The sequence below is a fragment of the Devosia sp. LC5 genome, assembly GCF_000735585.1.
Classification (GTDB): Bacteria; Pseudomonadota; Alphaproteobacteria; order Rhizobiales; family Devosiaceae; genus Devosia.
In genome coordinates, this window is sequence record NZ_JNNO01000008.1 from 53,501 (window position 1) to 72,903 (window position 19,403).

General features: G+C 61.3%; 18 protein-coding genes and 1 tRNA gene. 14 read left to right on the top strand and 5 right to left on the bottom strand.

Features of this window, described 5'->3' with window-relative positions; all coding sequences use genetic code 11:
- Positions 1 to 172 precede the first annotated feature (172 nt).
- From FF80_RS05680 to FF80_RS05715, 8 genes are all read left to right on the top strand, one after another.
- Positions 173 to 1,417: an ABC transporter substrate-binding protein gene (locus tag FF80_RS05680; RefSeq protein ID WP_035098411.1), complete on the top strand. Its 1,245-nt coding sequence runs from the start codon at positions 173 to 175 to the stop codon at positions 1,415 to 1,417.
- Between the two features lie 185 nt (positions 1,418 to 1,602).
- Positions 1,603 to 2,430 carry a sugar ABC transporter permease gene (locus tag FF80_RS05685; RefSeq protein WP_244445719.1) on the top strand — a complete coding sequence of 276 codons (828 nt, stop codon included), beginning with the start codon at positions 1,603 to 1,605 and terminating at the stop codon, positions 2,428 to 2,430.
- 12 nt (positions 2,431 to 2,442) lie between these two features.
- The gene (locus FF80_RS05690; protein ID WP_035098414.1) at positions 2,443 to 3,333 is read left to right on the top strand and encodes a carbohydrate ABC transporter permease; all 891 of its coding nucleotides are present in this window, start codon (positions 2,443 to 2,445) and stop codon (positions 3,331 to 3,333) included.
- Positions 3,334 to 3,337: 4 nt separating this feature from the next.
- Positions 3,338 to 4,429, top strand: a complete 1,092-nt coding sequence (locus FF80_RS05695) for an ABC transporter ATP-binding protein (RefSeq protein ID WP_035098418.1) — start codon at positions 3,338 to 3,340, stop codon at positions 4,427 to 4,429.
- A gap of 170 nt (positions 4,430 to 4,599) precedes the next feature.
- Positions 4,600 to 5,358 (top strand): sugar phosphate isomerase/epimerase, encoded by a 759-nt coding sequence (locus FF80_RS05700; RefSeq protein ID WP_035098420.1) that lies wholly within the window; start codon positions 4,600 to 4,602, stop codon positions 5,356 to 5,358.
- Between the two features lie 6 nt (positions 5,359 to 5,364).
- Positions 5,365 to 6,507, top strand: a complete 1,143-nt coding sequence (locus FF80_RS05705; protein WP_035098421.1) for a Gfo/Idh/MocA family oxidoreductase — start codon at positions 5,365 to 5,367, stop codon at positions 6,505 to 6,507.
- Between the two features lie 146 nt (positions 6,508 to 6,653).
- Positions 6,654 to 7,709, top strand: coding sequence for a sugar phosphate isomerase/epimerase (locus FF80_RS05710; protein ID WP_035098422.1), 1,056 nt, complete (start codon positions 6,654 to 6,656; stop codon positions 7,707 to 7,709).
- 138 nt (positions 7,710 to 7,847) lie between these two features.
- The gene (locus FF80_RS05715; RefSeq protein ID WP_035098426.1) at positions 7,848 to 8,999 is read left to right on the top strand and encodes a Gfo/Idh/MocA family oxidoreductase; all 1,152 of its coding nucleotides are present in this window, start codon (positions 7,848 to 7,850) and stop codon (positions 8,997 to 8,999) included.
- Between the two features lie 82 nt (positions 9,000 to 9,081).
- Here FF80_RS05715 and FF80_RS05720 read toward each other — a convergent pair whose 3' ends face one another.
- From FF80_RS05720 to FF80_RS05735, 4 genes are all read right to left on the bottom strand, one after another.
- The gene (locus FF80_RS05720; RefSeq protein ID WP_035098427.1) at positions 9,082 to 9,954 is read right to left on the bottom strand and encodes a TraB/GumN family protein; all 873 of its coding nucleotides are present in this window, start codon (positions 9,952 to 9,954) and stop codon (positions 9,082 to 9,084) included.
- A 50-nt stretch (positions 9,955 to 10,004) separates the two neighbouring features.
- On the bottom strand, positions 10,005 to 10,724 hold the full coding sequence (locus tag FF80_RS05725) for a sulfite exporter TauE/SafE family protein (RefSeq protein ID WP_244445715.1): 720 nt from the start codon (positions 10,722 to 10,724) through the stop codon (positions 10,005 to 10,007).
- A gap of 95 nt (positions 10,725 to 10,819) precedes the next feature.
- Entirely contained in the window at positions 10,820 to 11,125 is a 306-nt protein-coding gene (locus tag FF80_RS05730; RefSeq protein WP_035098431.1) for an ETC complex I subunit, read from the bottom strand.
- 77 nt (positions 11,126 to 11,202) lie between these two features.
- A tRNA-Pro gene (locus tag FF80_RS05735) sits at positions 11,203 to 11,279 on the bottom strand.
- Positions 11,280 to 11,381: 102 nt separating this feature from the next.
- Between FF80_RS05735 and FF80_RS05740 the strand changes: the two genes are divergently transcribed.
- Positions 11,382 to 12,128 carry a phosphatase PAP2 family protein gene (locus tag FF80_RS05740; protein ID WP_035098433.1) on the top strand — a complete coding sequence of 249 codons (747 nt, stop codon included), beginning with the start codon at positions 11,382 to 11,384 and terminating at the stop codon, positions 12,126 to 12,128.
- Here FF80_RS05740 and metC read toward each other — a convergent pair.
- Positions 12,116 to 13,303 carry a cystathionine beta-lyase gene (metC, locus tag FF80_RS05745; protein WP_035098434.1) on the bottom strand — a complete coding sequence of 396 codons (1,188 nt, stop codon included), beginning with the start codon at positions 13,301 to 13,303 and terminating at the stop codon, positions 12,116 to 12,118. The genes FF80_RS05740 and metC overlap by 13 nt on opposite strands.
- A 225-nt stretch (positions 13,304 to 13,528) precedes the next feature.
- On the opposite strand from metC, the gene FF80_RS05750 reads away from it, so the two are divergent.
- The 5 genes from FF80_RS05750 (at position 13,529) to FF80_RS05775 (ending at position 19,367) form a co-directional block, all read left to right on the top strand.
- Entirely contained in the window at positions 13,529 to 14,548 is a 1,020-nt protein-coding gene (locus FF80_RS05750) for an amino acid ABC transporter substrate-binding protein (protein WP_035098440.1), read from the top strand.
- Between the two features lie 204 nt (positions 14,549 to 14,752).
- A complete protein-coding gene (locus FF80_RS22180; RefSeq protein ID WP_052153223.1) occupies positions 14,753 to 16,291 on the top strand; it encodes an ABC transporter permease subunit in 1,539 nt (512 codons plus the stop codon).
- 9 nt (positions 16,292 to 16,300) lie between these two features.
- Positions 16,301 to 17,422, top strand: coding sequence for an amino acid ABC transporter permease (locus FF80_RS05765; protein WP_035098540.1), 1,122 nt, complete (start codon positions 16,301 to 16,303; stop codon positions 17,420 to 17,422).
- A 4-nt stretch (positions 17,423 to 17,426) separates the two neighbouring features.
- The gene (locus tag FF80_RS05770; RefSeq protein WP_052153225.1) at positions 17,427 to 18,227 is read left to right on the top strand and encodes an amino acid ABC transporter ATP-binding protein; all 801 of its coding nucleotides are present in this window, start codon (positions 17,427 to 17,429) and stop codon (positions 18,225 to 18,227) included.
- A 105-nt stretch (positions 18,228 to 18,332) separates the two neighbouring features.
- Positions 18,333 to 19,367, top strand: coding sequence for an amino acid ABC transporter substrate-binding protein (locus tag FF80_RS05775; RefSeq protein WP_160172797.1), 1,035 nt, complete (start codon positions 18,333 to 18,335; stop codon positions 19,365 to 19,367).
- Positions 19,368 to 19,403 lie beyond the last annotated feature (36 nt).

The window sequence follows — 19,403 nt, forward strand, 5'->3', positions numbered from 1 at the left end:
ACAGAGACGCAACAAGTAGCCGAAGGTTATTATATCGATTGCACACCGTCTGAGGATGTGGCGATGCAATCGATTACATGCGGCCGGTCCGGACATCTTGAGGAAGATGCACCGCGGTCGGCGGCTTCGCGGGGGCAGTATGCCTCATGAGGACGTTGGGAGGATTATAGTTATGAAGAAATTTGCCGTGGCCGCCACTTTGGCGGCTGCTTTGATGTGTTCGGCTGCGCCGCAGGCTGCTGAACTCGAAGTGACCCATTGGTGGACATCGGGTGGTGAATCCGCCGCTGTCGCCGAATTTGCCCGTCTGTTTGACGCGACCGGCAATAAATGGGTCGATAGCGCACTGGCCGGTTCCGGCACGGGCGCCAACCCGGTGATCATCAGCCGCATCCTGGGCGGCAACCCCATGGGCGCCACCCAGATGAACACCGGCCGCGACGCCGAAGAACTTATCAAGGCTGGTCTGATCACCGATCTGACCCCGATTGCCGAAGAAGATGGCTGGGCCGATTTCTTTGCCGATCCCAAGCTGCTCGACGCCTGCACCTTTGACGGCAAGATCTACTGCGTGCCGATCAATATCCACTCCTGGCACTGGCTCTGGCTGAGCGACAAGGCTTACAAGGATGCCGGTCTCGAAACCCCCAAGGACTGGAACGAATACGTCGCTTCCTTCCCCGCTCTGCGTGAAAAAGGTATCATTCCCTTCGGTCTGGCCGCCGGCTGGCCGCTGAACGGCATTCCCGGCGTTCTGCTGGCCGACGTTGGTGGTCCTGAGCTCTATCTCAAGGTCAACCAGGATCACGATGCCGAGGCCGTCCGCAGCCCCGAATTCCGCAAGGTTGCCGAAGCCTGGGCCGCTGTCCGCGACGTTGTCGATCCCGCTGAAGTCGTGCCGCAGTTTTCCGACGTGGCCAACCAGCTGATCGCTGGCGAAGCCGCCGGCAACATCCACGGTGACTGGATTCAGGGCGAATTCGCACTGGCCGGCGCCGTTCCCGGCACCGATTACGAATGCCTGCCCGGCCTGGGTCTGTCCAACCGCATCGAAGGCGGCGGCGACGCATTCTACTTCCCCAAGCTGCCTGAAGGCACGGCGCAGGACGTTCTCGACGCCCAGACAGCGCTGGCTCGTCTGCTGGTCTCGCCGGAAGCTCAGGTTGCGTTCAACCTGAAGAAGGGCTCCATGCCGATCCGCACCGACATCGATATGTCGTCGGCCAATGATTGCATGAAGAAGGCCATCGATATCCTCAAGGGACCGGACGGCCTGCTGCCCGGTGGCGAAACCCTGAATTCGAGCGACACCCAGCAGCAGCTGGACGATCTCAACCAGGAATTCTTCGCCGACAAGTCCTATCCGATCGATGACTATATTGAGGCTTACGCCCAGATCATCGAATCCGCTGACTAAGCGCGTCGCGGGGCGGCCTTCGGGCTGCCCCGCTTCCGCATCTTTGTTTTTAGCCGGAGTAGGCAAGACCCATGACCGAAGCCCAGTCCCTGCACGGGGCGACTGCACTGGAGCGGACCCGTCCGCCTGGTCTGTTGTACAATTTATTCGTGCGCAATATCAGTGCCAAGCTCGCCGCCAGCCCGATGGTTGCCATCGTGCTCGTCGTGTTCATCGGCTGCACGCTGTGGACCATTTGGTTCTCCTTTACCGATTCCCGTGCATTGCCCAATGGCGCCTTTGTCGGTTTCGATCAGTATGAGCGTCTCTTCGCCACGCGCCGCTGGCGCATCTCGGCGACCAATTTGCTGACCTACGGCATTTTCTCGCTCGTCTTCACCATGGTGGTGGGCTTTGTGCTCGCCGTGCTCATGGATCAGCGCATCCGCTTTGAAGATGGTTTCCGCACCATTTTCCTCTATCCCTTCGCGCTGTCCGGCATCGTTACCGGTCTGGTGTGGCAATGGATCATGAACCCCACTTTGGGCCTGCAATCCACCATGCGCGGCCTGGGCTGGACCAATTTCACCTTCGACTGGATCACCAATACCGACATGGTGCTCTATGCACTGCTCATCGCCGGCCTCTGGCACGGCACGGGCTTTGTCATGGTATTGATGCTGGCCGGCTTGCGCAGCGTCGACGGCGAAATCTGGAAAGCCGCGCGCGTCGATGGCATTCCCACCTGGCGCACCTATCTGCAGATCGTGCTGCCCATGATGCGCGGCGTCATCGTCACCACCCTGGTGATCGTCGGCTCGGGCATTGTGCGCACCTACGATCTGGTCGTCGCGCTCACCAATGGCGGCCCGGGCCTGTCCTCGGAAGTGCCCGCCAAATACGTCATCAATTACATGTTCTCCGCCGGTAATCTCGGTCAGGCGCTGTCCGCCTCCACCGTGATGCTCCTGACCGTTTTCGTCCTGCTCATTCCATGGGTCATCGTCGAATTCGGCCCCAAGAAGCACACGTAGGAAGGACCGGTCATGACCACAAACGCAGAAGCCAGCGGACCCCGCCCGCGCTCGTTCTTTACCCCTACGCGGATCGTTATCTACGGCATCATCATCGTCGCAGCGCTTTACTACCTGCTGCCGCTCTATGTGATGATCACCACCTCGCTCAAGGGCCTGCCCGAAATCCGGATCGGCAACATCTTCGCCCCGCCGCTCGAAGTCACCTTCGAACCATGGGTCAAGGCCTGGACCAGTGCTTGTACAGGTCTCACCTGTAATGGTCTGGCGCCCGGGTTCTGGAATTCGGTCAAGATCACGCTGCCCTCCACAATCGTGTCGGTGTTCATCGCTGCGGTCAGCGGTTATTCGCTGGTCAATTGGCGGTTCAAGGGCTCCGAGTTCTTCTTCACCGTGCTGCTGCTCGGCTCGTTCATTCCCTATCAGGTGATGCTCTATCCTCTGGTGATGATCACGGCGCAGATGAAGATCTTCGGCACGCTCTGGGCCGTCATCCTGATCCACACCATTTTCGGCATGCCGATCCTGACCCTGCTGTTCCGCAACTATTTTGCGTCACTGCCGCAGGAATTGTTCAAGGCGGCGCGCGTCGATGGGGCAGGGTTCTGGCGGATTTTCTTCCAGATTATGGTGCCGATGTCGCTGCCGATCTTTGCGGTCGCCATCATCCTGCAGGTCACCGGCATCTGGAATGACTTCCTGTTCGGCGTCGTCTTCGCCGGCACGCAGAACTACCCGATGACCGTTCAGCTCAACAATATCGTCAACTCTGTCCAGGGCGTACGCGAATACAACGTCAACATGGCCGCCACCATTCTCACGGCCGCCGTTCCGCTGATCGTCTATTTCGTTTCTGGCAAATGGTTCGTGCGCGGCATCGCCGCTGGCGCGGTGAAGGGATAAGCACATGCAATCCAGCGTTTCCGTCAAAGACCTGTCGCTCAATTTCGGCTCGGTCCAGGTCCTCAAAAGCCTCAATCTCGATGTCAAGCAGGGCGAGTTCATCGTGCTGCTTGGCCCATCGGGCTGTGGCAAGTCCACTCTGCTCAATTGCATTGCCGGCCTGCTCGATGTCTCCGAAGGTCAGATTTTCATTGGCGGCAAGAACGTCACCTGGGCCGAGCCCAAGGATCGCGGCATCGGCATGGTGTTCCAGTCCTATGCGCTCTATCCGCAGATGACGGTCGAGAAGAACCTGTCCTTCGGCCTGCGCGTTGCCGGCATGAAGCGCGACGAGATCGATAGCCGCGTCAAGCGCGCCTCCGAGATCCTGCAGATCGAGCCCTTGTTGCAGCGCAAGCCCGCCAATCTGTCCGGTGGCCAGCGCCAGCGCGTGGCCATTGGCCGTGCCCTGGTGCGCGACGTGGATGTGTTCCTGTTCGACGAGCCCTTGTCCAACCTCGATGCCAAGCTGCGCAGCGATTTGCGCGTCGAGATCAAGCGGCTGCACCAGCGGCTCAAGAACACCATGATTTACGTCACCCACGACCAGATTGAGGCACTGACCTTGGCCGACCGCATCGCCATCATGAAAAATGGCGAAATCCAGCAATTGTCCGATCCGCACACCATCTACAACAAGCCCGTCAATCTCTACGTGGCCGGCTTTATCGGTTCGCCCTCGATGAACTTCCTCAACGGCACGCTGGCCGGCGGGGCCGAGCCGGCTTTCACCACCGATGACGGCGTTGTCGTTCCGGTGGGCCGCTACGTCTTCGACAAGGCCCCCACCGGCTCGGCCAAGGCCGTGCTCGGCGTCCGCCCGGAGCATATCGTGCTGGGCGATGCGGCAAAGGACTTGCCCTTCTCCACCGAGGTCGAAATCGAAATCGTTGAGCCCATGGGTTCGGACACGCTGGCCTGGACCAAGATTGGCAACCACGCCGTGACCTTCCGGGCCGACAGCGATGTGCATCTCACCGTCGGCCAGAAGGTGCTGGTCGGCTTCGATCCGGCCCGCGGCTCGCTGTTCGACACGGCTTCGACCAACCGGCTCTGACCCGCATTATCGAGGCGTCGCGCAAGGCGCGGCGCCCCGTCATTCGCTGCCGCTCCGGCACATTACTTTTCGGGCGGATCGCCTGCCTTTGCGGCGGGACAGCACGACACAAACGCACTACCTCCTTTGCCCGTCGACCGGGCAGCAGCCCAAATTATCAAGAGGCCCCCATGACCGAACTGTCATTCCAGCTCTATAGCGCTCGCAACGTACCCTCGCTCGAGGACTTCCTGGGTAAATTGGCCGCGCTCGGCTACACCCAGGTAGAGGGCTATGGTGGTCTTTACGGCAACGTCGCCGACGCAACGACCCTGGCCGCCATTCTCAAGAAGAATGGCCTCACCATGCCGACCGGCCATTTCGGCCCGGCTCAGGTCCAGGACGTCGATACCACGCTCAAGACAGCCGAAATCCTGGGCATCAAGCGCATCTATTGCCCCCATATCGGTCCTGAAGGCCGCAGCGAAGACGAGTCCAAGTGGATCGAGCTGGCCGAAATGCTGGCCAAGGGCGCCGACACCTACACCAAGCACGGCTACGGCTTTGGCTGGCACAACCACGATTTTGAGTTCAAGCCGACCACTTCCGGCCGCACGCCGATGGAAATCATCCTCGAAACCGCTCCCAACATCGAATGGGAAGCCGACGTCGCCTGGATCGCGCGCGGCAAGGCCGACCCGGTTGCCTGGTTCGACCGCTATGGCGACCGCATCAGCGCCGTCCACGTCAAGGACATAGCGCCCGCTGGCGAGAACGCTGACGAAGACGGCTGGGCCGATGTGGGCTACGGCACGCTCGATTGGGACAATCTCATCACCAAGGTGAAGAGCAAGACCAAGGCGCAGTATTTCGTTGCCGAACACGACAAGCCTTCCGACGAAGTGCGTTTCGCCACGCGCTCCATCGCTACCGCCCAGAAGTGGAAGTAAGCTAAAATGGCAAAGACCTACGGCGTCGGCATCATGGGTGCCGGCAATATTTCCGCGGCCTATCTGCGTCTTGCGCCCCTGTTCAAGGGGCTTGAGGTTCGCGCCGTGGCAGACATTCTGCCCGCTGCGGCCCAGAAACGTGCTGAGGAATTCGGCGTTGCCGCCCAGACGCCCGACGAGCTGCTCAAGAACAGTGAACTCGACGTCATCGTCAACCTGACCATCCCGGCCACCCATTATTCGGTGTCCAGGGATATCGTCTCGGCCGGCAAGCACGCCTATTCCGAAAAGCCCTTCGTGCTGACCCTCGAAGAGGGCATGGCCCTCAAGAAGGCCGCCGACGAGCGCAACCTCAAAGTGGGTAGCGCTCCCGACACCTTCCTCGGTGGCGCCCATCAGCAGGCTCGCGACATCATCGACAGCGGCCAGCTTGGCAAGATCATGAGCGGTACCACCCACGTGATGGGGCCGGGCATGGAACATTGGCACCCCAATCCGGACTTCTTCTTCAAGCCCGGCGGCGGCCCGATCCTTGATATGGGCCCGTATTACGTGACCAATCTGGTCCACCTGCTTGGGCCGGTTAAACGCCTATCGGCCTTCACCAATATGGCGCGCACCGAGCGCGTGGTGACCGCCGAAGGCCCGATGAAGGGCAAGGCCGTTCCGGTTGAGACGCCGACCACCATTCACGGCATTCTCGAATTCCATAGCGGCGCCGTGATCACCATCGGCGCCAGCTGGGACGTGGCCAGCCACGGCCACCACAATATCGAGCTCTATGGCACGGGCGGCTCGATCTTCGTGCCCGATCCGAACTTCTTCGGCGGCGATCTGGTCACCACCAATTGGGCCGGCGAGAAGAGCGCGGTCACCCCGTGGGATCACCCCTTCGGCCGCGCCAATCAGGATCTCGACAAGCCCGTCCACCGCGCCAATTACCGCACGGCGGGTCTGGCCGACATGGTCGCTTCGATCGATGGCGGCTATAATGCCCGCTGCGGCCTTGATGTTGCCCTGCATGTCGTCGACGTACTCACCAGCCTGCTCCAGGCGGGCGAGACCGGCCAGGTCATTACCCTGTCGACCACCTGCGAGCGTCCGCTGGCCCTCACGCCGGCCGATGCACAGGCGCTTTTGAAGGCTTGAGGTTCGTACCTCATTGACAGGCCCATGGGCCTGTCGAACAATGTGCTGAAAGTGGACCTCGCCCTGCGACAAGCCGGGGTGAGGTCCGCTGTTTGAAAACGGCAAAAGACCAAGGCGCCTCAGCGCCTCACGAGGAGAGAGATTTCATGCGCACCATCAAGGGTCCCGCAGTCTTCCTGGCGCAATTCGCCGGAGACAAGCCACCATTCAATTCCTTCGATGCCATTTGCGGCTGGGCCGCCAATTACGGCTACAAGGGCGTGCAGATCCCCACCTGGGTCACCAGCCTGATCGATCTGGAAAAGGCCGCCACCTCCAAGACTTACGCCGATGAGCTGACTGGCACCGCCGCCAAGCATGGCCTCGCCATCACCGAGCTATCGACCCACCTCCAGGGCCAGCTCATTGCCGCCCATCCGGTTTATGACACCATGCTCGATGGGTTCGCGCCGGCATCGGTGCACAACAATCCCAAGGCCCGCCAGGAATGGGCGGTGCAGCAGCTGTATTGGGCCGCCAAGGCCTCCAAGAACCTCGGCCTCACCGAGCACGCCACCTTCTCGGGCGCGCTCGCCTGGCCGTTCCTCTACCCATTCCCCCAGCGCCCCGCCGGCCTGGTCGAAGAAGCCTTCGATGAATTGGCCCGCCGGTGGACCCCCATCCTCAACGCCTTTGACGAAGCTGGCGTCGATGTCGGCTACGAACTGCACCCGGGCGAAGACCTGTTCGACGGCGTCACCTTCGAGATGTTCCTCGACCGCGTCAAAAACCACCCGCGCGCCAACATCCTCTACGATCCCAGCCACATGGTGCTGCAGCAGCTCGATTATCTCGATTTCATCGATATTTATCACGAGCGCATCAAGCTGTTCCACGTCAAGGACGCCGAGTTCAACCCGACCGGCCGCCAGGGCGTCTATTCGGGCTATCAGAGCTGGATCAACCGGGCAGGGCGCTTCCGCTCGCTGGGCGATGGCCAGGTCGATTTCGCCTCGATCTTCTCCAAGATGGCGCAATATGACTTTGCCGGCTGGGCCGTGCTCGAATGGGAATGCGCCATCAAGCACCCCGAAGATGGTGCGCGTGAAGGCGCCGAGTTCATCAAGAACCATATCATCCACGTCACCGAACACGCCTTCGACGATTTCGCATCCGCCGGCACGGACCTGGCGGCCAACCGGAAGATTTTGGGTCTGAGCTGACCCAATCGCCCCCACGGTGTCATTCCCGCGAAGGCGGGAACCTCCGTTTGCGGACACAGTGACAACAACAGAGATTCCCGCCTTCGCGGGAATGACCTTGTGGTAGACGTCGGACGACGTTGAATTGAGGAGGCATCAATGGCTGAAAACGGCGCAAAGCGCATTCGCCTGGGCATGGTTGGCGGCGGCACGGGAGCCTTTATCGGCTATGTGCACCGCGTGGCCGCCCGCATCGATGGGGATTACGATCTGGTGGCCGGCGCCTTGTCGTCGCGCCCCGAAGTGGCCAGGGAATCGGGCCGCAATTTGGGCTTGGCCGAAGACCGCATCTATACCAGCTACGAAGAAATGGCCCGCGCCGAAGCCGCACGCCCCGATGGCATCGAGGCTGTGGCCATCGTCACGCCCAACCACATGCATTACGGCCCTGCCAAGGCCTTCCTCGAGGCCGGCATCCATGTCATCTGCGACAAGCCGATCACCTCGACCATCGAAGACGCCCGCAAGCTGGCCGAGATCAAGCCAAAGAATGGCGCCAAATTCCTGCTGACGCACAATTACACCGGCTATCCGCTGATCCGGCAGGCCCGCGAAATGGTTGAGTCGGGCGCTCTGGGCAAGATTCGCGTCATCCAGGCCGAATACCCGCAGGATTGGCTCGCCGAAGCCACCGATGACGACAACAAGCAGGCCGCCTGGCGCACCGATCCGGCCCGATCCGGCGCCGGCGGTGCCATCGGCGATATCGGCACCCATGCCTATAATCTGCTGCGCTTCGTCACCGGCCTCAAGACCGATTCCGTCTCGGCTGATCTGACCAGCTTCGTCCCCGGCCGCAAGCTCGACGACAATGTCCACATTATGCTGCGCTTCGAAGGCGGGGCCAAGGGCATGCTCTGGGCCAGTCAGGTGGCGGTCGGCTGCGAAAACGGCCTCCAGCTGCGCATCTATGGCGAGAAGGGTGGCCTGGAATGGCGCCAGGACAATCCCAATTACATGTGGTTCACCGAATTCGGCAAACCCAAGCAATTGCTGACCCGCGGCGGCGCCATTTCCGGCAATGCCGCTTCCACCATGAATGTGCGCATCCCCTCCGGCCATCCCGAAGGGTATCTGGAAGCCTTCGCCACGCTCTATAGCCAGTTCGCCGCCGTCATCCGCGGCGAAGGCGCAGCCTATGAAGGCCTGCTACCGACCCTCGCTGATGGCGTCGAAGGCATGCAGTTCATCATGGCGTCGGTGGCCTCGAGCCAGGCCGACGGCAAATGGACCAAGTTGAGCGCAGTCTAGCCCCACTTCACCTCTCCCTTGGGGGAGAGGTCGGCCCGTTTGGGCCGGGTGAGGGGGCCTTCCTTATGAGGCCCCGAAAAAGTTATTGAAGGCGCTGGACCTCAAATCCAGCGTCTTCAAGCAGCGCCTGCACCCCACGATCCCCGATCATGTGCCCGGCGCCGACCACCACCAGCGCGTTCTTATTCTCGGCCAGCACGCCTTTCAGCGTCTCCGCCCAGCGCTCATTGCGGTCATAGATCAAACGATCCATCACCACCGCTTCGTCGGCCCCCAGATCTTCCATGAAATAGGCCGCCAGGCTTTCCGGCGTGCCGCCTGTCCAGGCCGAGATCATCTTGCTGAGCATCTTGCTCATGCCGCCCACCTCGGCCAGCGTCGCCGCCAGCATCTCGGTCTGCTCCTCCTCCGAACCATCGGCCAGCAGGGCAAGCTGTTCCTCCCCAGTCTCGAAATAGGCCTGCCGCTCCGCCGGCACTTCCCGCTGCAACACGATATCCACCCCGCTATTGGGGTCGAGTCCCGCCCGCTGCGCAACAGCGGCCGTCAGGGTAATCGAAGCTAGCCAGGGCTTGAGCGTATTGAGCAACGGCATGGGCACGGCGTATTCCGCCGAAACCTCGCGCAACAGGTCCGTCGTTTCCGGCGGGAGCGCTTGTGCTAAAAACTTGCCATCGTCCCGCAAGCCCAGCTCAAAACTCTTGGCCCCCAGCACCGCTTGCGCCGCCGGGCCCACATCGGTTTCGAAATAGACCACATCGGCATTTTCCAGTGTTTCGGAGAACAAATCCGTCCGCCATTCCAGATCGGGCGGCAGCAGGTGAAACGAACCGAATAACCAGATGGAGCTGTCTTCGTCGCTGATCGACCACAGGGCCGGCGCCGCCTGCACAGGCGCAGCCAGCATGACAAGGAGGGCAGGGAGGGCAGGGAGGGCAAAAAGCGATCTGGTCATGCAAATGTTCCTTTGGTCTTACCCTGCCAGAACATTGTCCGCCCGAAAAGTCACAGCCAGGCGGCGACACTGCCCCACACCAGCGAAGCGCCCGACAGCAGCAGGAAGCTCAGGATAATCCGGCGGAAAGCGATCGCCTTGAGCCGCCGGAATAGTAACACCCCCAAAATCGCGGGCACCAGCAGCGCCGGCGTGATCCAGGCAAACATGGTCAGCGCCTGTGCCGTGATCGAGCCCGAAAAGGCATAGGCGGTGAGCGTTGACACATGCATGGCGATGTTAAATGCCTGCAACACGCCCCGCTGCGTATCCTTGTCCCAGCCCCGCAGCGTCGTCCACAGCGTCGGCACCGGCCCCGACATGCCGCCAATCCCGCCTAGTACGCCGCCAACCAGCCCTGAAACCGCATCCGCAAGACGCCCGCCACGCTGCCATCGATAATCAGCCGGCAACAGAAGCAGCAGCGGACAATAGATCAGCAGGAATACGCCAAGCCCGAACTTGAACGCTGTCGGATCTAGCCATTGCAGCAGCACCACGCCTACCGGCACGCCGATCAGCCCGCCCACCAGCAATGGCCATAGCCGCCTGTGGTCAAATCCGCGCCACACCCAGGGCAGGGTGGTCAATTGCCCGGCCAGCGCACCAAACACCGACATCGGTGCCGCCAATTGCGGCTCCACCGCCCAGGCCCAGAACGACAGCGCCACCAGCGAAAAGGCAAAGCCCGACACGCCCTGCGCAAAGCCGGCCGCGGCCGCGCCGCACAATATGATCAGCAGGCCGGTTTCCAGGTCACCATCTCCAAAAACAAAAGCGCCACAATGGCTTGCGGCGCTCTATGGATTCAAAATGTCATAACCGGTCAATGCGTCCAGGGCGTCTTGCGGTCGGAGCGGAAATTGTCCGGGTAGCTCACGCGCTTGGGCGTGGCGTCATGCGCGGGCTGCACCGTATAGGCAATGCCATTCTTCTGCGCATAGGCTTCCGCCAGTTCCAGACTATCGAAGCTGAGCTTGATCTGCTGGCGGGTGTCGGTGGACGTCGTATAGCCCATCAGCGGGTCGATCTCGCGCTGAGCCGCCGGCTCATGCACCAAAACCCATTGCCGGGACTTGCCTTTTCCCGACTGCATGGCGTTGCGGGCAGGGCGATAGATGCGGGCGGTCATGCAAAGTCCTCAACACGATGCGCATAACAAGGCCCAAAGGCCTTGCGATAATAACCTCGCCGGAACGGCTGATGTGATGGTCGGAGTACAAAGATTCGAACTTTGGACCCCCGGTTCCCAAAACCGGTGCTCTACCAGGCTGAGCTACACTCCGAGATCACCGCCTTCCGTTAGCCTGTTCGTTTCCAAAGGGCAAGCGTAACCAAGCCGATATCTCACCGTTGACGGATTGATTGTGGTTGTTCAAAAACCCCTTATGCCCAATTTGACCGCACGCTGGCCGCTCGGCCTCACCCCGAAAAACTGGCCCAACTACGTCACGGTGCTGGTCGCTGTCCTTTTCGTGCTGATGTTTTTCGATGCCTATGTGTCGCAAAGCCTGATGGCCTGGCCCGATGTCTGGCGCGCGCCCTTTTATTTCGTGACCGATTTCGGATTGTCCGATTGGGTTCTGATCCCGTCGCTGATCGTCATGGTCCTGGCGCTGATCGGCCGTTTCGTGCTGCCCGCCGGCTATTACCGCCGCGCCAGCTGGGAATTGACCATGCTGGCCGGCTTCATTTTCGTCGGCGTCGGTGCCCCGGGCCTGCTGGTAAACGGGCTCAAGCGGCTGTTTGGTCGCGGCCGGCCGGCCGAATTTCTCGAACACGGCGCCTTTGCCTTCCAGCGCATTCTCAATGATTCGACGTTCCAGAGCTTCCCGTCGGGCCATGCCACCACGGCCATGGCAACGGCTCTCGTCGTTGGCTTTCTCGTCCCCAAATTTTTCCGGCTCTTCCTGCTCATCGCGGTGATGACGGGCTTTTCGCGCATCGTCATCGGCATGCATTATCCCACTGACGTGGTCGCCGGTTTCGCCCTGGGCTGCATCGGAGCCTATGCGGTGCGCAATGTCTTCGCCGCCCGGCGCTGGCTCTTCGCCAGATTGCCGGACGGCACGATCCGCTTCCGTGGCGTGCCGAACTTGCGCCGGCTGTGGCGGCTGGTTACTCAGCGCGCCTGAGCGTAGCGAGCGATAGCGGCCGCCAGATCGGCCTTTAGGTCGTCCACGCCTTCCAGCCCAATATGCAGGCGGAACAGGTTTCCCTGCTCCGTCCACGGCTTGGCCGTGCGATTCTTGCCCAGCTTCACCGGCAGGCACAGGCTTTCATAGCCGCCCCATGAATAGCCCATGGTGAACAGCTCCAGTCCATCGACAAATGCCGCGACCGAAGCCCGCGGCGCCGGCTGCAGCAGCACGCCAAACAGGCTGCCCGAGCCGGTAAAGTCGCGCTTGAACAGCGCATGGTCGGGGTGGCTGGGCAGGGCAGGGTGCAGCACCGAAACGACCTCCGGCTGCTCTTCCAGCCAGCGCGCAATCGCCAGTGCCCGCTCCTGATGCTCCTTCATCCGAATGGCCAGGGTCTTGAGCCCGCGCGCCACGAGGAACGCCTCGTCGCCCGAAGTGAAGAACCCCAGCAGCGCCCGCGTGTTCTCCACATCCTTCCACGCTTCCTCGGTGGTCGAGATCGTGCCGGCAAAGGCATCGGAATGCCCGATGAACATCTTGGTGCCCGAGTGCACCACCAGGTCCGCACCCAGCGCCAGCGGCTTGTGATAGAGCGGGCTGGCCCAGCTATTGTCCACGATTAGCCGTGCGCCGCCCGCTCTGGCAACCCGCGCCAGCGCCGGAATGTCCTGGATTTCGAACGTCAGCGAGCCCGGGCTTTCAGCCAGGATGGCCCTGGTATTGGGCTGCATCAATCCCGCCAGGCCTTCGCCGATCCGCGGATCGTAATAGCGTGACGTCACGCCCATCCGGGCGAGGAATCCGTCCGCGAATTTGCGCCCCGGCTCATAGGCGCTGTCGCAGATCAGCACATCGTCACCCGCCTTGACGCAGCTCAGCAACGCAATTGTGATCGCAGCGAGCCCCGACGGCACGAGCTTGGTCCGATATGCGCCCTCGAGCGCGGTCACCACCGCCTCGACGCTCTCTGTTGTCGGGTTGCCGGCCCGGCCGTAGAGAAAGCGCTGCTCCTGCGCGTCCAGATCATCCAATGTTTTGAACAGGATGGTCGAGCCGCGATAGACGGGCGTGTTGACGAACCCGAATTGATCCTCCGGCAGCCGTCCGTGATGGGTCAGTATTGTTTCAACCGAAGGCGGTGCGGCATTGCCGCTTTTGTTCTCACTCATACTAGGCTCGGTGCTTAAATTCACATCAAATCGGGATAAGTGTCTAATAAAGCGACAGGCATGCTGTCTCAACAGGTCAACGGCCCTTGACGCAACGGTCAATAGACGCTTGCATGCTTACCAGCATCATAACCGTCATTGAAAGGGCGGCGGTGCCACCGAAGCCACGACGCTTGCGTCAAAAGAGCTTTCGGGACACAGGTCAGGAAACCAAAGGCAAAATCAATGCAAAAAACGCTCGTAACGTTCGCACTTGCGGCCTCCTTAGGCCTCATTGGTGCGTCTGCTGCGCACGCTGATACGCTCAGCGATGTTAAGGCTAAAGGCTATATCCAGTGCGGCGTGACCGGCGGTGTCGCCGGCTTCTCCGCCCCTGATGCCAACAATGTGTGGGCCGGCCTTGAGGTCGACTTCTGCCGCGCAGTTGCCGCCGCCATCTTCAATAACGCCGATTCGGTTCGCTATACGCCTTTGACCTCCCAGGAGCGTTTCGCCGCGCTGTCTGCGGGCGAAATCGACATTCTGTCGCGCACCACCACCTGGACCATGAGCCGCGATACGGATCTGGGCATCAGCTTCCTCGGCACCATGTACTATGATGGCCAGGGCTTCATGGTCCGCAAGGCCGACGGCATCGAATCGGCGCTCGATCTGTCTGGCGCCGCCATCTGCATCGAGTCCGGCACCACGACCGAGCTCAACGCCGCCGACTACTTCGCTGCCAACAATCTTGAATTCAACACCGTCGTGTTTGTTGATCAGGATGAAGTCGTGAAGGCTTATGAAGACGGCCGTTGCGACGTCTACACCACTGACTCGTCGGCTCTGGCCGCAGAACGCTCCAAGTTCGCCGTGCCGGATGATCATATCATCCTGCCCGAAATCATCTCCAAGGAGCCCCTGGGCCCCGTGGTTCGCCAGGGCGACGATCTGTGGTTCAAGATCAACCGTTGGGCTTACTATGCTCTGCTTGAAGCTGAAGAACTGGGCGTAACCTCGGCCAATGTCGATGAAATGCTCGGCTCGGATAACCCGGCCATCAAGCGCCTGCTCGGCGTTGAAGGCGACTTTGGCGCCCCCATCGGGCTGACCAAGGACTGGGCTTACCAGATCATCAAGCTGGTTGGTAACTACGGCGAGGCATTCGAGCGCAATGTCGGTCCCTCGACCGATATCGGGCTGGAACGCGGTCTCAACGCGCTGTGGACCGATGGCGGTCTGCAATACGCGCCCCCGATCCGCTAATCGCAATCGCAAGCCCGGCGCTCCCGAAAGGAGCGCCGGTTTTGGTTTTGAACCGGCGACCTCGAACATCAAACATCACCAGCCCTGCTGGTGGCGGCGGGATTTGTTGATCCTGGCGAAGGCCAGGCTATGCCCACAAGTCATGCCCGATTGACGCTCTGTTCGTAGCGGCGCCTCGGTTCACAGCAAAGGAATGCATGCCCAATGGCTGTGCAAGACAATATCGGTGGCAGCGCCCCGCGCACCTCGCTGCTGAATGACCCCGTATTCCGGGGTATCCTCTACCAGATTATCGTTGGCGGGCTGGTCGTCGCTTTCTTCTACTGGATCATCGTCAATACGGCCCAGAACCTGGCCGCGCAAAACAAGACCACCGGTTTCGATTTCCTGTTCCGTACCGCCGGCTTCGACATCAGCTTTACGCTGTTTCCCTGGAGCCGAACCTCGTTCTACTGGCAGGCTTTCCTCGCCGGGCTGCTCAATACGCTGCTGGTCGCCGTTATCGGTATCTTCTTCGCCACCCTGCTGGGCTTTACCCTGGGCATAGCGCGGCTGTCGTCCAATTGGCTGATTGCTCGCGTGGCCACGGTCTATATCGAGACGATCCGCAATATCCCGCTGCTGCTGCAATTGTTCTTCTGGTATTTCGCCGTGCTCAAGGCGATGCCGGCGGTGCGCAACTCGTTCGAATTGCCGCTCGATGTCTTCATCAACCAGCGTGGTCTCATGGTGCCGCGCCCCTTGCCCGACGGCGAGTTCATCTGGGTGCTGCTGGCCATTGCCGCCAGCGTCATTGCCGCAATAGCCGTGGGCATCTGGGCCACGCGCGAACGCACCGCCACCGGGCGTTATCCCGCTTTGGTCGTGCAGGCTGCCAAGATAGCTGACGCAGTCGTCACTTTTCTCGTGGCTGCCCTGGCCTTTAGCCTGCTGTCGCAGTTCGTGCCGGCTTTGGCCAGTTCACCCGCAATTGCCTGGATAGCGGCTCTGGTTGCGGCCGTGGCCTCGCTGACCCGCTTTGCCCCCTATTCCAGGGCGGTGGTGGCATTCGCCATCACCTTCGTCATCCTGGCTGCATTACTGCGCGCCATGTTCGCGGCCTGGCCGCCATTCGCCATCGATCTCGGCGCAGCTGTCGCGGGGCTCGTCATGGGCTGGATTTCACTCGAAGGCACCCTGCGCCGCCCACCCAGCGAAGGCCGCTTCCCCCTGGCCCTGCTGATCCTGATCGCGGTCGGCATTCCTGCCTTGGTCTATGTGGTCACCGGCGCTCAACTGGCGTTCGAGCTGCCCGTCCTGGAGCGCTTCAATTTCCGCGGCGGCGTGCAATTGCCGCCCGAGCTGGTGGCTCTGGTTTTCGGGCTGACTATCTACACCGCAGCCTTCATCGCCGAAAATGTGCGCGGCGGCATTCGCTCGGTCAACAAGGGCCAGACCGAAGCGGCCCAATCGCTTGGCCTCAAGGAGGGGGACCGGCTGCGGCTGGTCATCGTCCCCCAGGCCATGCGCGTCATCGTGCCTCCGCTCACCAGCCAATATCTCAACCTCACCAAGAACTCGTCGCTTGGCGCGGCCATTGGCTATCCTGAGCTGGTCAACGTCTTTACCGGCACCACCCTCAATCAGACCGGCAAGGCCATCGAAGTCATCGCCCTGACCATGGCGGTCTACCTCACCTTCTCGCTGCTGACCTCAGCGTTCATGAATTGGTATAACGGCCGTGTGGCCATGGTGGAGCGCTAGAACATGACCATGGAACACGCTTACGTCCGCGATAGCATGGTGGATGCCCGCCAGCCGCCGCGCGGCACCGACGGGCCCATCGCGTGGTTGCGCCGCAGCCTCTTTGCCTCGCCCTCCGATACGCTGCTCACCATTCTGGGCATGCTGTTTTTGCTCTGGGCCGTACCCCCGATCTACAATTTCCTGATCGGCCATGCCGTTATGCCGGGCGGCACGGTGAAAGAATGCCGTGCCGAAGGGGCAGGGGCCTGCTGGGCCTATATTTACGCCCGCTTCAATTTCTTCATCTACGGCTTCTACCCCATCGATCAGTATTGGCGCCCCAACATCGTCTTCGCGCTGGGCGCGGCGTTGATTGTGCCGCTGCTCATGCCCTCGGCGCCGTTCAAGCGCATCAATGCGGTGCTGTTCTTCGTCGTCTTCCCGATCATCGCTTTCTACCTGCTCAATGGCGGCGTGTTCGGCATGCGGTATGTGCCCACCGAACAATGGGGTGGTTTGCTGGTCACCCTGATCATTTCGCTGGTTGGCATCATCTGCTCGATCCCGATCGGCATCCTGCTGGCGCTCGGCCGCCAGTCCCAACTGCCGATCATCAAGACGCTCAGCGTCATGTTCATCGAGCTGTGGCGCGCCGTGCCGCTGATCACCGTGCTGTTCATGGCTTCGATCATGCTGCCGCTGTTCATGCCCACGGGCACAACGGTCGATAAGCTCCTGCGTGCCCTGGTCGGCGTGACCTTGTTCTCGTCCGCCTATCTGGCCGAAACCGTGCGTGGGGGACTGCAAGCCCTGCCGCGCGGCCAATACGAGGCCGGCGCGTCGCTGGGCTTGGGTTATTGGAAACGCACCTATTTCATCATCCTGCCCCAGGCGCTCAAGCATGTGATCCCGGGCATCGTCAACAACTTCATCGCCCTGTTCAAGGACACCTCGCTCGTGTCCATCGTCGGTATTTTCGACCTGCTCAATACCGTGCAATCGGCCAGCTCCGACATCAATTGGTCATCGCCCACCCAGGCCGTGACCGGTTATGTCTTTGCTGCTGCCGTCTTCTGGGTTTTCTGTTTCGCCATGTCCCGCTACTCGCTCTGGATGGAGCGGCGGCTGGATACTGGGCACAAGAGGTAAGATCATGAGCCAAGTTTCCGAATCCACTGTCGAGCGCGCCACCGGTACCTCGCAGATGACCGTCTCGGACACCGATGTCGCCATCGATGTCATCGGCATGCACAAATGGTATGGCGACTTCCATGTGCTGCGCGACATCAATCTGCGCGTCATGCGCGGCGAACGCATCGTCATCGCCGGCCCCTCGGGCTCTGGCAAATCGACGCTCATCCGCTGCGTCAATCGCCTTGAGGAGCATCAGGAAGGCCAGATTATCGTCAATGGCACCGAACTGACCGCCGATCTCAAGCGCATTGATGAAGTGCGCCGCGAAGTGGGTATGGTGTTCCAACACTTCAATCTCTTCCCGCATTTGACCATCCTGCAGAACCTCACGCTCGCCCCCATCTGGGTGCGTGGCATCCCCAAGGCCGAGGCTGAGGCGACCGCCATGCACTATCTGGAGCGGGTCAAGATCCCCGAGCAGGCCAACAAGTTCCCCGGCCAGCTTTCGGGCGGGCAGCAGCAGCGCGTGGCCATCGCCCGTTCGCTCTGCATGCAGCCCAAGATCATGCTGTTCGATGAGCCCACCTCCGCGCTCGATCCCGAAATGGTCAAGGAAGTGCTCGAGGTCATGATCAACCTGGCCGAAGACGGCATGACCATGATCTGCGTCACCCATGAAATGGGTTTTGCCCGTCAGGTCGCCAATCGCGTCATCTTCATGGATCAGGGGCAGATCATCGAGCAGAACGATCCCGAGGCCTTCTTCTCCGCGCCACAGCACGAGCGGACCAAGCTGTTCCTCAGCCAGATCCTGCATTAAACTGCAAACAGTGGAATGCCCTGTCGAAAAGCGGCAGGGCATTCGTTTGCGTGGCTTGACCGCCGGGGGGCGCCTGCCAATATGTGCGCCGAAAGGCGGCCGGATTTGACCCGTTTCATCGCGCGATTACTGTCTGCCGCCGCAGGGCTCGCCTGTATGCTGACGCTTGCCGTCGCCCCTGCGGCTGCCCAGTCGACCTTGCAGACCGTGCGCGATCGTGGCTTTCTCATTTGTGGCGCCACCAGCCAATTGTCCGGCTTTGCCCAGCAGGATGCCGAAGGCCGCTGGTCCGGCTTCGATGTCGATCTCTGCCGCGGCATTGCCGCCGCCGTGTTCGGCGATCCCAACCTCATCGAATTCCGCCCCCTGCGCGGCGACAGCCGCTTCGCCCCCCTTCAAACCGGCGCCGTCGATGTCCTCACCCGCAACGGCCCCTGGACCGAGCGGCGCGACACCCTTTACGGCGCCAGCTATGTCGGCACAGCTTTCTTTGACGGCCAGGCCTTCATGGCCCCCCAGTCCTTGGGCGTCGTCTCCGCCTTCGAGCTGGACGATATCAGCATCTGCGTCATCGATGGCGGCGAGGATCTGGCGCGCCTGCAGGAGTTCTTCTTCACCAACCAGGCCAGCTATACCGAAGTGCCCTATGAAGACATGGCCGATCTGGCGCAGGCCTATCAGGCCGGGCTCTGCCAGGCCATTTCGGCTCCCGGCCGCCAATTGCAGGCCATTCGCCGTGCGCTGCCCGACCCGGCCAGCCACCGCATCCTGCCCGAGCGCATTTCCAAGGAATTGCTCGGTCCCGTGGTTCGCGACGGCGACAGCCAATGGTTCAACATCGTCCGCTGGACCCTGTTCACCCTGATCGACGCCGAAGAAGTCGGCATCACCGCCCTCAACATCGAATCCCTATCGGCCGCCCGCACCCCCGCCGTCCGCCGCATCCTGGGCGTCGAAGGCGATTTCGGCGCTCCTCTCGGTCTCAGCAGGACTTTCATGGCCGATGTCATCCGTGCCGTCGGCAATTATGGCGAACTCTATGACCGCCATTTCGGCCCGCAAACCGGCGCCGCCTTGTTGCGTGGCCAGAACGCCCTCTGGACCAATGGCGGGCGCCTTTACGCCCCGCCCATAATGTAGCCACTTCACCTCTCCCTTGGGGGAGAGAGGTCGGCC

Excerpts from the sequence above, each read along its gene's own strand:
- FF80_RS05680 (WP_035098411.1), top strand. The coding sequence starts at position 173 with ATGAAGAAATTTGCCGTGGCCGCCACTTTGGCGGCTGCTTTGATGTGT.
- metC (WP_035098434.1), bottom strand. The coding sequence starts at position 13,303 with ATGAGTGAGAACAAAAGCGGCAATGCCGCACCGCCTTCGGTTGAAACA.
- FF80_RS05765 (WP_035098540.1), top strand. The coding sequence starts at position 16,301 with ATGGAACACGCTTACGTCCGCGATAGCATGGTGGATGCCCGCCAGCCG.
- FF80_RS05705 (WP_035098421.1), top strand. The coding sequence starts at position 5,365 with ATGGCAAAGACCTACGGCGTCGGCATCATGGGTGCCGGCAATATTTCC.
- FF80_RS05720 (WP_035098427.1), bottom strand. The coding sequence starts at position 9,954 with ATGACCAGATCGCTTTTTGCCCTCCCTGCCCTCCCTGCCCTCCTTGTC.
- FF80_RS05710 (WP_035098422.1), top strand. The coding sequence starts at position 6,654 with ATGCGCACCATCAAGGGTCCCGCAGTCTTCCTGGCGCAATTCGCCGGA.
- FF80_RS05700 (WP_035098420.1), top strand. The coding sequence starts at position 4,600 with ATGACCGAACTGTCATTCCAGCTCTATAGCGCTCGCAACGTACCCTCG.
- FF80_RS05730 (WP_035098431.1), bottom strand. The coding sequence starts at position 11,125 with ATGACCGCCCGCATCTATCGCCCTGCCCGCAACGCCATGCAGTCGGGA.
- FF80_RS05690 (WP_035098414.1), top strand. The coding sequence starts at position 2,443 with ATGACCACAAACGCAGAAGCCAGCGGACCCCGCCCGCGCTCGTTCTTT.
- FF80_RS05750 (WP_035098440.1), top strand. The coding sequence starts at position 13,529 with ATGCAAAAAACGCTCGTAACGTTCGCACTTGCGGCCTCCTTAGGCCTC.
- FF80_RS22180 (WP_052153223.1), top strand. The coding sequence starts at position 14,753 with ATGGCTGTGCAAGACAATATCGGTGGCAGCGCCCCGCGCACCTCGCTG.
- FF80_RS05685 (WP_244445719.1), top strand. The coding sequence starts at position 1,603 with ATGGTTGCCATCGTGCTCGTCGTGTTCATCGGCTGCACGCTGTGGACC.
- FF80_RS05715 (WP_035098426.1), top strand. The coding sequence starts at position 7,848 with ATGGCTGAAAACGGCGCAAAGCGCATTCGCCTGGGCATGGTTGGCGGC.
- FF80_RS05695 (WP_035098418.1), top strand. The coding sequence starts at position 3,338 with ATGCAATCCAGCGTTTCCGTCAAAGACCTGTCGCTCAATTTCGGCTCG.
- FF80_RS05740 (WP_035098433.1), top strand. The coding sequence starts at position 11,382 with ATGCCCAATTTGACCGCACGCTGGCCGCTCGGCCTCACCCCGAAAAAC.
- FF80_RS05770 (WP_052153225.1), top strand. The coding sequence starts at position 17,427 with ATGAGCCAAGTTTCCGAATCCACTGTCGAGCGCGCCACCGGTACCTCG.